General features: G+C 62.5%; 10 protein-coding genes. 8 read left to right on the top strand and 2 right to left on the bottom strand.

Annotated elements, in window-relative coordinates; genetic code table 11:
* Positions 1-116: 116 nt before the first annotated feature.
* Together AC1RCO_RS22870 and mgrA are read left to right on the top strand one after the other, a co-directional pair.
* Positions 117-1445, top strand: a complete 1329-nt coding sequence (locus AC1RCO_RS22870) for an LLM class flavin-dependent oxidoreductase (protein WP_492618071.1) — start codon at positions 117-119, stop codon at positions 1443-1445.
* 149 nt (positions 1446-1594) lie between these two features.
* Entirely contained in the window at positions 1595-2632 is a 1038-nt protein-coding gene (mgrA, locus tag AC1RCO_RS22865) for an L-glyceraldehyde 3-phosphate reductase (RefSeq protein WP_019094917.1), read from the top strand.
* A gap of 95 nt (positions 2633-2727) precedes the next feature.
* Here mgrA and AC1RCO_RS22860 read toward each other — a convergent pair whose 3' ends face one another.
* Positions 2728-3915, bottom strand: a complete 1188-nt coding sequence (locus tag AC1RCO_RS22860) for an HlyD family secretion protein (RefSeq protein ID WP_011058638.1) — start codon at positions 3913-3915, stop codon at positions 2728-2730.
* Positions 3916-3992: 77 nt separating this feature from the next.
* Between AC1RCO_RS22860 and AC1RCO_RS22855 the strand changes: the two genes are divergently transcribed.
* The gene (locus tag AC1RCO_RS22855) at positions 3993-5588 is read left to right on the top strand and encodes a DHA2 family efflux MFS transporter permease subunit (protein ID WP_065364781.1); all 1596 of its coding nucleotides are present in this window, start codon (positions 3993-3995) and stop codon (positions 5586-5588) included.
* A gap of 14 nt (positions 5589-5602) precedes the next feature.
* Here AC1RCO_RS22855 and AC1RCO_RS22850 read toward each other — a convergent pair whose 3' ends face one another.
* Entirely contained in the window at positions 5603-6649 is a 1047-nt protein-coding gene (locus tag AC1RCO_RS22850) for a GlxA family transcriptional regulator (protein ID WP_011058640.1), read from the bottom strand.
* Between the two features lie 371 nt (positions 6650-7020).
* Between AC1RCO_RS22850 and AC1RCO_RS22845 the strand changes: the two genes are divergently transcribed.
* The 5 genes from AC1RCO_RS22845 to AC1RCO_RS22825 are packed head-to-tail and all read left to right on the top strand — an operon-like array spanning position 7021 to position 13066.
* A complete protein-coding gene (locus tag AC1RCO_RS22845) occupies positions 7021-8802 on the top strand; it encodes a fatty acyl-AMP ligase (protein ID WP_492618070.1) in 1782 nt (593 codons plus the stop codon).
* Positions 8799-9707: an acyl-CoA desaturase gene (locus tag AC1RCO_RS22840; RefSeq protein ID WP_015633759.1), complete on the top strand. Its 909-nt coding sequence runs from the start codon at positions 8799-8801 to the stop codon at positions 9705-9707. The genes AC1RCO_RS22845 and AC1RCO_RS22840 overlap by 4 nt, the downstream gene beginning before the upstream one ends.
* 31 nt (positions 9708-9738) lie before the next feature.
* On the top strand, positions 9739-10695 hold the full coding sequence (locus AC1RCO_RS22835) for an acyl-CoA desaturase (protein ID WP_015633760.1): 957 nt from the start codon (positions 9739-9741) through the stop codon (positions 10693-10695).
* Between the two features lie 52 nt (positions 10696-10747).
* The gene (locus AC1RCO_RS22830) at positions 10748-11068 is read left to right on the top strand and encodes an acyl carrier protein (RefSeq protein WP_011058644.1); all 321 of its coding nucleotides are present in this window, start codon (positions 10748-10750) and stop codon (positions 11066-11068) included.
* Positions 11069-11086: 18 nt separating this feature from the next.
* Positions 11087-13066: an alpha/beta fold hydrolase gene (locus AC1RCO_RS22825; protein WP_015633761.1), complete on the top strand. Its 1980-nt coding sequence runs from the start codon at positions 11087-11089 to the stop codon at positions 13064-13066.
* Positions 13067-13077 lie beyond the last annotated feature (11 nt).

Genomic DNA, 13077 nt, shown 5'->3' with positions numbered 1-13077 from the left:
CCGGCGAATGGGTCGGCGAGCTGGGAGCAGGTCTTGAGGGCGCTTTCGCTGGCAAGCCCGCTCCTACAGCGGGCTTTGGCGGTGCCCTTTTTGCAGCATGAAACAAGGAGTGATCCATGTCCCGTTCCACTCGCCAGCTCAAGCTCGGCGCCTTTCTCATGGCCACCGGTCACCACGTTGCCGCCTGGCGTCATCCGGATGTTCCGGCCCAGGCAGGGCTGGATTTTGCCGTCTATAAAGAACTGGCGCAGATCGCCGAAGCCGCGCGCTTCGATGCACTGTTCGTCGCCGACAGCCTGGCAGCCCCTACCGGCCCCATCGCCAGCCGCATGGCCCGCTCCGATTACTTCGAACCCTTGACGTTACTGGCGGCCCTGGCGGCCGTGACCGAGCGGATAGGGCTAATTGCCACTAGCACTACGAGCTATAACGTACCGTACCACGTAGCACGTAAACTCGCGTCGCTTGACCATCTTTCAGGTGGTCGGGCGGGGTGGAACCTGGTGACTTCCGACAATGCCGCCGAAGCGCGGAATTTCGGTCGGGAGGAACATTTTGGGCACGCGGAACGTTATCGCAGGGCCCGGGAGTTCCATCGGGTGGTCACCGGGCTCTGGGACAGCTGGGAGGACGACGCCTTTGTCCGCGACAAGGTCAGTGGCGAGTATTTCGACCCAGACAAGCAGCATTTACTGGACCATCGCGGTGAATTCTTCCAGGTCAAAGGACCATTGAATGTGGCGCGCCCACCCCAGGGATACCCGGTGATCGTCCAGGCCGGTTCTTCCGAGAGCGGTCGTGAGCTGGCGGCCCAGACCGCCGAAGTGGTATTCACTGCCCAGCCTTCCATGGCCGCCGCGCAGGCCTTCTATGCCGACCTGAAAGGGCGCCTGAAGCAGTACGATCGTAGTACGCAATCCCTGAAAATCATGCCTGGGGTATTCGTGGTGGTGGGGGACAGCGAAAGTCAGGCCCGGGAAAAGTTCGAAGCCTTCCAGGACCTGGTGGAGCCCGAGGTGGGCGTGGCCCTGTTGGGGAGGATGCTGGGCAACTTCGACTTGTCCGGCTACCCGCTGGATGCACCGTTGCCGGCGCTGCCACTGACCGAGAGCGGCCAGCAGAGCCGCCAGCAATTGCTCACCGAGCTGGCCGGCAAGGACAACCTGACCCTGGCCCAGCTGGGGCGCAGGATTGCCGGTGGCCGTGGGCACTACAGCCTGATCGGTACGCCCGGGCAGATAGCCGACGAACTGCAAGCCTGGTTCGAGGAGGGCGCGGCCGATGGTTTCAATGTGCTGGTGCCGCATCTCCCTGGCGGGCTACGGGACTTTGCCGGCGGGGTGATTCCGGAACTGCAGCGGCGCGGGCTGTTCAGAACTGAATACGAGGGCCGAACCCTGCGGGAAAACCTGGGGTTGGCGCGACCGAAAAATCAGTTTGTGTGACAACGCGGCTGGCGCAGGGGCCGGCTTGCCAGCGAAAGCGCTCGTGGTGGCCAAGGCTTGCGGGCCTTTGGCCGGCAAGCCGGCTCCTACCGTGGGGCGCTTTGATCGACGTTAGTCGTTTTGGAAAGACCTGACTCAGAGAGGATTCGATGACTTACATAGCTGCTGAAAACCGCTACGACTCCATCCCCTATCGCCGTGTCGGCCGCAGTGGCCTGGTACTGCCGGCGCTGTCCCTGGGGCTGTGGCACAACTTTGGCGACAGCACGCCGATCGACACCCAGCGTGCCCTGCTGCGCACCGCCTTCGACCTGGGGATCAACCACTTCGACCTGGCCAACAACTACGGCCCGCCCTACGGCAGCGCCGAAATCAACTTCGGCCGCCTGCTGCGTGAAGACTTCAAGGCCTATCGCGATGAATTGATCATCTCCAGCAAGGCCGGTTGGGACATGTGGCCCGGGCCTTACGGCCAGGGCGGCGGTTCGCGCAAGTACGTACTGGCCAGCCTCGACCAGAGCCTGCAGCGCCTGGGCCTGGACTATGTGGATATCTTCTATTCCCACCGCTTCGACCCGGATACGCCGCTGGAGGAAACCGCCAGCGCCCTGGCCACCGCCGTGCAGCAGGGCAAGGCGCTGTATATCGGTATTTCTTCCTATTCGGGGGCCAAGACCCGGGAAATCGCCGCGTTGCTCAAGGAGTGGAAGGTGCCGCTGCTGATCCATCAACCGGCCTACAACATGCTCAACCGCTGGGTCGAGAAGGACCTGCTGGACACCACCGAGGAGCTCGGCGCCGGGGTCATCGCCTTTACGCCGCTGGCCCAGGGCCTGCTTACCGACAAGTACCTCAATGGCATTCCCGAGGATGCGCGGGTCAATCGTCCGGGGGGCGGCTCGTTGCAGGCTTCGCACTTGTCGGAGGCCAATATCGCCCATGTCCGCGCGCTCAACGAGATCGCCAAGAACCGCGGCCAGAGCCTGGCGCAACTGGCCCTGGCCTGGACCCTGCGCGACCCGCGGGTGACCTCGGCGCTGATCGGTGCCAGCCGGCCGGAGCAGATCATCGAGAACGTCGGGGCGTTGCAGAACTTGAGCTTCAGTGTCGAGGAACTGGCGGAAATCGATCATTTCGCCAAAGAAGGGCGCATCAACCTGTGGGAAAAACCTTCGACGGCAGAGTGAGGTAAGTCTGCCCCTGCACCGATAAAACAGCCCCCGGCAGAGCGATCTGCCGGGGGCTGTTGGCTTTGCCGCCTGGAGCGGGGCGGCAGGCGTCGTTACCTGGTCGTGCTGCTGACTTTCAAGGAGGACGGATTGCCGGCCACGGTACGGTCCTGGGGATCATCGAGGTCGACCTTGGCGGTCACCGACAGGCCCGGCCGCAGGCGTTCGAGGCCGGACTGGTTGGCGTCGAAGCGAATGCGCACCGGCACCCGCTGGACGATCTTGGTGAAGTTGCCGGTGCCCGGTTCGAAGGGCAGCAGGGCAAAGGTCGAGCCTGAACCCGGAGCCAGGCTTTCCACGGTGCCGGTGATGCTGACGCCCGGCAGGGCATCGATCTTGATCTGCGTCGATTGCCCCGGGTACATGTGCTGGGTCTGGGTCTCCTTGAAGTTGGCCAGTACATAGAGGTCATGCAGCGGCACCAGGGTCAGCAGGCGCGAACCCGGTTGCACGTAATCGCCGACCTGGATCTGCCGATTGCCGACGGTGCCGTCCATCGGTGCATAGATGGTGGTGTGGCGCAGGTCCTGCTGGGCCAGTTCCAGCCGCGCCTTGGCGGTTACCACCTTGGCCTTGGCCATCTGCAATTGCGCTTGCAGGCGTTGCCGTTGCGCGGTGGTGACCGCAAGGTCGTTCTCCGCCACTTGCAACATGGCCTGGGCATAGGCCAGGCCTTGTTCGGCGGAGATGGCCTGGGTGCTGTATTTCTCCACTTCATTGCGCGCCACGGCGCCGGTGGTGACCAGGGTATCGAAGCGATTGCGCTCCGCACCGGCACGCTTGGATTCGGCCTGGTTGGTGCGGATCGAGGTGCGCGCCGCCTGCACGCGGGCACTGGCCAGGCGCTGCTCGGCGTCCTGGATGGTCAGCGCGGCCTCGGCCAGGGCGACCTGGGCCTGGTTGTCCGCCAGATCGCCTTCGGCCAGGGATACCCGGCTGTCGAACTCTTCGCTGTTGATGCGCACCAGGGGCTGCCCGGCGGTGACGTTCTGGTGATCCTTGACCAGCACCTCTGTCACCAGGCCATGGACCCGCGGCGCGACGGAGGTCGCATCGGCGGCGATGTAGGCATCGTCCGTGGCCTGCGTCGACGGCGCCATCAGCACCCAGCCAACCCCGACTGCTACCAATGTCAGGGCGATAGCGCCGGCGATCAGCGGGCGCTTGGAACGCTTGCGCGGCTTCTCGGACTCTTGGGCGGCTTGCAGGATGGCGTTCTGAGTCTGGGTGCTCTGCTCCATGTTGAAGCTCCATGCTGTTTTGAATTACGATCATAATATTCACATGTCGGTCGCAATACTACAGGGAAGTACCTACCGTGACGACAAGCGCAACTGACCTCTCCGAAGCGGGTGCCCAGCCCGGCCAACAGTCCACCAAGCGCAAGTTTCTGGTCTTCACGATCATGGCTTTCGGCATGTTCATGGCGCTGATCGACATCCAGATCGTGGCGGCCTCGCTCAACGACGTGCAGGCCGGGCTCAGTGCCGGCCCTGATGAAGTGAGCTGGGTGCAGACCGCCTATCTGATTGCCGAACTGATCATGATTCCCTTCTCGGCGTTTCTCGCCCAGGCGATTTCCACCCGCTGGCTGTTCGCTGCCAGCGCGGCGTTCTTTACCCTGTTCAGCGTGGGTTGCGGGATGGCCTGGAACATCGAGTCGATGATCGTGCTGCGGGCCCTGCAAGGCTTTGCCGGCGGGGCGATGGTGCCCACGGTATTCGCCGTGGGGTTCGTGTTGTTCGAAGGCAAGCAGCGGGCGATGGTCCCGGCAATCCTTGGCATGACCGCGGTGCTGGCACCGACCCTGGGCCCCACGGTGGGCGGCCTGGTGACCTTCTACCTGGACTGGCGCTGGATCTTCTTCATCAACGTGCTGCCGGGGCTGCTGATCTGCATCGGCGCGGCGTTGCTGATCGATGTGGATCGCCCGGACCTGTCCATGCTGCGGCGTATCGACTGGCTGCATTTCGTCGCCATGGCGCTGGCCCTGGGGTGTTTTGAATACGTGCTGGAGGAGGGGCCGCGCAAGGACTGGTTCAGCGATACCGGGATCGTCATTGCGGCCTGGGTATCCCTTGTGTCCTTTGGTTTGTTCATCGAGCGCTCGTTGTATTCGAACAACCCGATCGTGTCCCTGGTGCCGTTTCGCGACCGCACCTTTTCCATTGCCTGCCTGTTGAACCTGGTGATCGGTTTTGGCCTTTATTCGTCGACCTACCTGGTGCCGGTGTTTCTTGGCCGGGTGCGTGGCTTCGATAGCCTGGAAATCGGCACCACGGTTTTTGTCGTGGGCATCGGGCAGTTGGTCAGTACGATTATTGCAGCCCGAGCCTCGGAAAAAGTTGATCGGCGCCTGATCATCTCGGTGGGTTTCCTCGGCCTGGCGCTGAGCCTGTGGCTGACTTCCCGGGTCACTTCCAACTGGGGATTCGATGAGTTGCTGGTGCCGCAGGTGGCGCGTGGGCTGTTCCTGATGCTGTGCATCGTGCCGAGCGTGAACATGGCCTTGAGTTCGTTCCAGGGGGTTGAACTGCGCCAGGCCTCCGGGCTGTTCAACCTGATGCGCAACCTGGGCGGCGCCATTGGTATTGCTACGGTCAACACCTGGCTGCAGGACGATGCCCGGACTCAGGTCCTGCGCCTGTCCGAGTCGCTGGGGAGCAAGGCTGTCGCCGCCCAGGAACTCATGGGCCAACTGGCGCTGAAGATTGCCGCCGATACACCGGATGCCAGCCACGCTTTCCTGATGGCTCAGGGCATTCTCGGCCGCCTGGTGGGGCGTGAAGCGCTGACCCTGGCCTTTGGCGATGTGTTCCGCCTGATGGCGATGATGTTCGTGGTGGCGTTGTTGCTGGTGCCGTTGTGCAAGGTGCCCCCGGCCGCGCCAGGCGCAGCCGAGGAGGAGAAGTGATAAGCAGCCGGGGCCTAGATGATCGGCGGCCCGGAGCGGGTCTTGCGCAACTGGCTGGGGGTGCAGCCCATGTTTTTCCACATCAGGCGGCGTAGAGCGGTGGAATCGGCATAGCCCACTTTGAAAGCAACTTCTTCAATGCTCATATTGGTGGTTTCCAATAAGCTTTGAACATGTTGCAGGCGAACTTTCTGAATGAAGGCCATGGGCGGCTTTCCCGTGGCGCTACGAATTCTGCGGGATAAGGTCTTCTCGGTTATACGCAAATGTTCGGCAATGGTGCTCAGTGGCGGAACGTTGGGCAGGCAATCCTCGATGAACTTCTCCATTAACAAAACTTCACGGTTTTCCGTTTGCAAGTTGGACAGGGCCATGTAGTGATATTGCGCCGGTCGACCATCTATCAACAGATAACGCATGGTCAATTCAGCAATCTGATTGCCCATCTTATTACGCAATATGTAGAGCATTAGATCCATTTGCGACATGCCTGCGCCTGCTGTAATCATATTACCGTCATGAATAAGCATGCGTTTTGTGTCGAGTATCGCTTCGGGATAACGCTCTTTGAAAGTTTCATACAGTTGCCAATGAGTGGTGACCGTATGCCCCTCCAGAACCCCCGCCTCACCCAGGACGAAAACTGCTGAACAGGACGCCGCCGTCTGCTGCCCGCGGCGGTGATGGTCATGCACCAGCTGGCTGAGCTTGCGGATATCGGCGTGCCCGAGCCGGGTGATCAGTTCGCTGGACAGGCTGAGCCCAGGCAGCCTTTTTTCCCGGCGACAGCCAAAGAAATCCAGCTCCTGGGTGTTCTCCAGCCCCAGTCCAGGGATCACCAGCATGCTGCCTTCGATGGCCTGGACCTTGTCCAGTGGCTGGGCATCCAGGCGCATGCCGTTGCGCATGCGAACCGATTCGCTGCTGCCGATAATCTTCCAGGTGATGGTTGGCCGGCCCATGACTTCGGCGACCTGGTTAGCTGTTCGCAGCACATCCAGGGTGATCGCGACACTCGATCCCATGGCACCTTCCAGCGCAATAAGCGTGAGCACATCCATGTCCATTTTCTCCCTGTAAGTGTCCATTTGTGCATTAGCAAAATATACAAGCTGGTGGCAGACTTCTCAACGCATCCAGATTTCACTTTCCTGCCCACGCTATTCCCTGTGGGACATAAAAAAATATGCATTCATCAAGTGAATGCGTTGCTCTGTCAATAAAATGACATCTTTGTCTACTGCCTAGTAAGAGCTCCCCTTCTTAGGGGCGTTTGTTCGGTTCCTTAGTGCTGAAAATAATAAACGACCTTCAGGTCAATATATGGCTCTCCATTTAAAAAGGATTTTGAATGAACTACGCCGTGCCTCGTGATTATCTTAATGATGTCAATCCAGCCATCTCAGCGCATGTAGCAGTTGATGATCTGCCGTTGGCTGAAGTCCCGGGCATCGAATGTTTAAGTTCGGTTACCGAAGTACTGGCCTATCGCGCATGGCGGCAACCCGATGCCATTGCCTTCATCCATCTGCTCGATGGCGAGCGGGAGGAGGCGTCGATCAGCTACGCCGAGCTGTGGAAGCGTAGTCAACGATTGGCCGCCGCGCTGCAGATCTTCGAGCCCCGTGAAAAACGGGTGCTGATGCTGTTCGAGACCGGTATCGACTACATCGTTTCACTGTTCGGCCTGCTGCTGGCCGGTGCCGTGGCGATCCCGGCCTTTCCCCCAGTGGGGACCCGGGGGCTGGAGCGGCTGGCACTGATCTGCGCTGATGCCCATCCGCAACTGGTGCTCACCAGCTCGCGCTTCATGCGGTCCCAGGAGCGGGTCAACGCTCTGCTCCAGGGTGATTTGCCCGCGCCCCAGTGGGTTGACCCGGAGCAGTTGGCCGAGGCGGATTCATCCTGGCGCGGGCAGGCGCTCGCCCACGGCCAACTGGCCCTGCTGCAATACACCTCGGGCTCCACCTCGGCGCCCAAGGGCGTGATGCTGACCCACGACAACCTCTACAGTAATTGCCGCAGTGCCAGCCAGTGGATGGGCCCGGCCAGGAATCGCGTGGGTTGCAGCTGGCTGCCACCCTATCACGACATGGGCCTGATGGGCGGAATCCTGCAGCCGATCTTCGATGCCTTCCCTACCGTGCTCATCAGCCCCGGGCACTTTGTCCAGCGGCCGCTGCGCTGGCTGGATGCGGTGTCCAGGTACGGCGCCGACGTCACCATCGCGCCCAACTTCGCCTTCGACCTGTGTGTCGAAAACATCACCGACGAGGAACTGGCAGAGCTCGACCTGAGCAAGCTCAAGGCTATCTATTGCGGGGCCGAGCCGGTGCGCCAGAGCACCTTGGCGCGCTTCTCCGAACGTTTTGCCGCCGCCGGCTTCAATCCGGCGGCCCTGGGCCCCTGCTACGGGTTGGCCGAGGCCACCGTACTGGTCTCGGGCAAGCGCCACGATGAGCCGGCGTTCAATACCCAGGTGGATCGGGACCAACTCGCCAGTGGCACCCTGGCCATCGTCGATGCCGAGGATACCCGGGCCCTGCCGCTGGTCAGTAGCGGCAGGGTCGCCCCGGGCCTGCGTGTGGCGATTGTCGACCCTGTCAGCCTGCAACCGGTGGCGGACGGCCAGATCGGCGAGATCTGGGTCCAGGGCGACAACGTGGGCGCCGGCTACTGGGGCAAGGAAGCGCTGAGCCAGCAGGTGTTTCGCGCCAGCCTGCCGGGCATCCATGGGCGTTTCATGCGCACCGGCGATCTTGGCGCGCTGCACCGCGATGAGCTGTTCGTCACCGGGCGCCTCAAGGACCTGATCATCATTGCCGGGCGCAACCTGTATCCCCAGGACCTGGAGCTGGCGGTGGAAAGCGCCGACCCGCGCATCCGCAGCAACGGCTGCGTGGCGGTGGGCATCGATAACGGCCAGCAGGAACAACTGGCGATCGTGGCCGAGGTCAAGCGCAGCGAGAAACTCGATGAAGCCCAGCAGGAACAGCTGCGCCAGGTGATCACCAGTGCGCTGGTCAGCCAGTTCGGCGTGGCCCCGGCGCGCATCCACCTGGTGCCCATGGGCGGCATTCCACTGACCACCAGTGGCAAGGTCCAGCGCCAGGCCACCCGCAAGGCCCTGCTCAACGACACGCTGGCGCGCTATGGCGCCAGTCGCGCGGCTGCGGCACCTACCCTTAAAACTGCTACGGATGCCCTGTCATGACGGCCATGAATCCTCATATCGACCGCACCGGCCAGCGCGAGCGGCAATTGGCCTGGCTGACGGTCGCAACTCCGGCAGTGGGCACCGTGGTGGCCCTGGTGCTGGCCTGGCATCAGGGCATCGGCTGGCTGGAAATCGGCGCGCTGGCCAGCATGTACCTGCTGACCGCCCTGGGAGTGGAAGTGGGCATGCACCGCTTCTTTTCCCACCATGCGTTCAAGGCCGGCCCGGTGATCACCGCATTCTTCGGCATCGCCGGTTCGATGGCGGCGCAGGGCCCGATCCTGTTCTGGGCGGCGACCCATCGCCAGCACCACGCCTTCACCGACAAGGAAGGCGACCCGCATTCGCCGCGTCCGCTCAAGGCGGGTTTTATCGGCAATATCCAGGGCTGGTGGCACGCTCACCTGGGCTGGCTGTTCAGCCTGCGCAAGCAGAACTGGAGCCAGTTCGTGCCGGACCTGCTGCGCGATCGACTGATCATGCAGATCAACCAGCGCTACTACCTGTGGATCATCCTCGGCCTGCTGCTGCCCAGCCTGGCATGCGGGCTGATAACCCGCAGCTGGGAGGGCGCGCTCAGCGGCCTGCTGTGGGGCGGCTTCGTGCGGATCTTCCTGGTGGACCACGCCACCTGGTGCATCAACTCCTTTGCCCACCGGGTTGGCGGCCGCGACCACAAGACCCGGGACACCAGCCGCAACGTGTTCTGGCTGGCGATTCCGACGGTAGGGGGCGGTTGGCACAACAACCACCACGCCTTCCCGGCGCTGGCCCATGCCGGCCTGAAACCCTGGCAGTTGGATATTGGCGGCCTGTTCATCGAGCTGCTCGCCCTCTGCGGCCTGGCCTGGGATGTCAAACGGCCCGGCCCGACCGTGGCTGCAGAACCTTCAGAAAGCTGATTGCCGGTCCCTACCTCACAGGAAGCAATTCATGGACGAGATACTCACCAACACAGCGACACCAGAGGTCGGCGGGGTTGCCCAGCTGAGCCCGAGTGCGGCCAGGACCAAGGCGCGGATCGCGCTGGCAGTCATGCTGGTGCCCCTGTTCGGGACTTTCGAGGCAATCCGGCTATGGTTCACCGGCCAGGTCCATGCCCTGGATTTCATCCTCTTCGCGGTGTTCTACGCGGTGCAGATGTTCGGGGTTTCCATGGGCTACCACCGTTACCTGGCCCATCGTGCGTTCAAGACCTCGCGGCTGATGAGCAGCCTGATGCTGATCGCCGGTTGCATGGCGGCCCAGGGGCCGATCCTGTTCTGGGTCACCACCCATCGCCGGCACCACACCTACAGCGACCAGCACGGTGACCCGCATTCCCCCAACCTCATGGGCCAGAGCCGCTGGCAACGGGCCAAGGGGCTGTGGCATGCGCACATGCCGTGGATGCTGGCCCCGGACATGTCGAGCTGGAACTTCTTCGCCCCGGACATCCTGCGCGACCGCCGGCTGTTCTTCTACAACCAGACCTACCTGTTCTGGGTGGCCCTGGGGGTAATCCTGCCAGGGGTGATCGGCGGGCTGGTCAGCCAGAGCTGGTCCGGTGCCTGGAGCGGCCTGATCTTCGGCGGCCTGGCGCGGATCTTCGTCGCCAACCAGGCGGCCTGGTGTGTGGGCTCCATCTGCCACCGCTACGGCGCTCGCCCGTTCGTGACCCACGACCAGAGCACCAACAACTGGATCGTGGCCTTCCTCACCTTTGGCGAGGGGCTGCAAAACAATCACCACGCATTCCCTGCCTGGTACCGGCATGGCGTGCACTGGTGGGAGCCCGACCTGTCGGGCTGGACACTGGCGTTAATGGGCAAGCTGAGACTGGTCTCAGACCTGCGTTCCCCGTCCCAGGCAATGATCGACAAAGTCCGCAAGCGCCAGGCCTCGTCCTGAAACGCCCAATCGGCTGATCGTATTAACCACCTCACTCATCAAGGAAGATCCTATGTCCAATTTCATCTCCAATTTGCTGAGCACTCTGAGCTTCTCAGAGAAAAAACAGGCGGCGGTCGAACTCAACGAGGACAGCATCAAGCATTGGCTGGTGCAGAAGATGGGCGCGCTCTTGAAGATCGATCCTTCCCAGGTCGATACCGCCCGCAGCTTCGAGTCCTACGGCCTCGATTCGCTGGTAGCGGTGAAGGTGGCGGGTGACCTGGAGAAGTTCATGGAGCAGCGCCTGTCGCCGGCCCTGCTGTTCGAATACTCCAGCATCGATGACCTGTCCAAATACCTGGCCAATGAACTGACCACATCCGAAGTTTGACTTCGCAGGAGCTTGGCCATGGCCATTGCACAGATGCCCTCGCAAAAAAACGATAAATTCAATGACCTGCTCCGACGCTCTCAGGAGATCGAGGGCCTGCGTCTGACCGACGCAATCCCCAAGCACCTGTATCAGCCGCGGGTATGGCGCGGGATGCTCAGCTTCGTCGTCAGCTACATGCTCTACATCGGTGCCATCGTGGCGGTCGCCCACGTGCACTGGATGTTCTACCTGCCGCTGTGGCTGGTGGCGGGCCTGGGCGGCTGGGGCCTGTTCTGTGTCGCTCACGATTGCGGGCACAACTCGTTCTCGCGCAACCGCAGCTTCAACCACATCCTCGGGCACATCGCGCTGCTGCCGTTGCTGTACCCGTTCCACGGCTGGCGCCACATGCACAACATGCACCACGCCAACACCAACAACCTGGAAATGGACGTCGACTGGCGCCCGGTGCTGCGCGTGCAATATGACGCCATGCCCTGGTGGGACAAGCTGGTCTACAGCAGCACCCGCACCTGGCTGTTCTGGCTGGGCACGGTCAACTACCAGCGTCACTCGGGCTTCCGTCCGTCGATGTTCCACAAGCTCGAAGCGCGCAACGAAGTGCGTCGCTCGATCCTGTTCATGGTGGTGGCTGCGCTGATCTACCTGCCGACCCTGGTCTACTTCACCGGCTTCACCGGTCTGTTCCTGTACTTCATCGCCCCGTGGCTGGCGACCCATGCCTGGTTCAGCCTGACCACCATGATGCACCACATCAGCGACGAGACCCCGTTCCTCACCAAGGAACACTGGAGCTTCAACAGCAGCCGCCTGCTGCTGACCACCGACTACATGTACCCCAAGTGGCTGCTGTTCCTGACCCACTACATTTCGGTGCACACCGCGCACCATGTGGCGCCGATCATTCCCCACTACAACCTGCCCGAAGCCCAGGCCGCGTTGAAGACGGCCTTCCCCGGCATGGTCCGGGAAAAGCCCATGACCGTGCAGGACGTGTGGCACGTGGCGCGTAGCTGCCACCTGTACGACCCGGTGAACGGTTTCTATGAGTCCTTCGACCAACCAGCCCAGGCGGCCGGTGACCCGAGCACCCCCGGAGCCCGGGCCGCCAACGGCCCGTTGACCATGAAGCAGCAGATGCTGCGCAGCTACATGGGCGTGCTGGGATCGGTGTCGCTGGAGACCGCCGGGGCCAAGGCCACCGACCTGTTCGGCTACACCCGGGAATACATCAAGCAGCCGGACAAGGAAATGAGCCCCCTGGGCGCCCAGCGTTTCCATATCAAGGGTATCCCCGGCGTTCCCCATGGCTATCAGTGGGGCACGGGCAACCAGACCATCCTGCTGGTCCATGGCTGGGGTGCGGACAGCCGCAGCCTGTATTCCTTCACCCGGGTCCTGCAGCGCCAGGGCTTCAAGGTCGCGACCTTCGATGCGCCGGCCCACGGCATCTCGCCGGGCTCGCTGAGCACCATGACCGAGTTCAAGGACGCGGTGAAAGCGGCGATTGTCGCCCTCGGTGACGTGGTGGGTATCGTTGCCCATTCCCTGGGCGGGATCGCCGCCACCGGAGCCCTGGCCGAACTGGCCGAGACTCATCGGATCAAGGCCCTGTGCCTGCTGGGTTCGCCGGCCAACCTGCCGGTGGTGATCCAGCGCTGGGCCAACGGCTACCTGAAGCTCAAGCCGGCGGTGGTCCAGGCCATGCACCGGGAACTGTGGAAACGCAACGGCGTGCCGGTGGAGCACTGGGATATCCCGGCGCTGGGCAACGCCCTGCAACTGCCAACCCTGGTGCTGCATGACCTCAACGACCCGATCGTGCCGTTCTGCGAAGCGCAGCAGATCACCACGCTGATGCCATGGGCCAAGCTGGAGCCGGTGTCCGGGCTCGGGCATGTGCGGATCCTCTCCGATGCCGCGGTGCTGGAGCAGGTGGCGCAGTTCCTCGTGGAGAACGTCAAGGTGGCCGAAGTGGCCCAGGCCAGCGCATGAGAACAACGCAT

Source organism: Pseudomonas sp. GW823-FHT03E05 (assembly GCF_058796855.1).
Note: the sequence above shows the minus strand (reverse complement) of the source record. Positions and strands in the feature narration are given on the sequence as shown.

Bases quoted from the DNA above. Each gene is read 5' to 3' on its own strand.
- AC1RCO_RS22850 (WP_011058640.1), bottom strand. From the start codon at position 6,649: ATGGATGTGCTCACGCTTATTGCGCTGGAAGGTGCCATGGGATCGAGT.
- AC1RCO_RS22835 (WP_015633760.1), top strand. From the start codon at position 9,739: ATGGACGAGATACTCACCAACACAGCGACACCAGAGGTCGGCGGGGTT.
- mgrA (WP_019094917.1), top strand. From the start codon at position 1,595: ATGACTTACATAGCTGCTGAAAACCGCTACGACTCCATCCCCTATCGC.
- AC1RCO_RS22840 (WP_015633759.1), top strand. From the start codon at position 8,799: ATGACGGCCATGAATCCTCATATCGACCGCACCGGCCAGCGCGAGCGG.
- AC1RCO_RS22860 (WP_011058638.1), bottom strand. From the start codon at position 3,915: ATGGAGCAGAGCACCCAGACTCAGAACGCCATCCTGCAAGCCGCCCAA.
- AC1RCO_RS22825 (WP_015633761.1), top strand. From the start codon at position 11,087: ATGGCCATTGCACAGATGCCCTCGCAAAAAAACGATAAATTCAATGAC.
- AC1RCO_RS22830 (WP_011058644.1), top strand. From the start codon at position 10,748: ATGTCCAATTTCATCTCCAATTTGCTGAGCACTCTGAGCTTCTCAGAG.
- AC1RCO_RS22870 (WP_492618071.1), top strand. From the start codon at position 117: ATGTCCCGTTCCACTCGCCAGCTCAAGCTCGGCGCCTTTCTCATGGCC.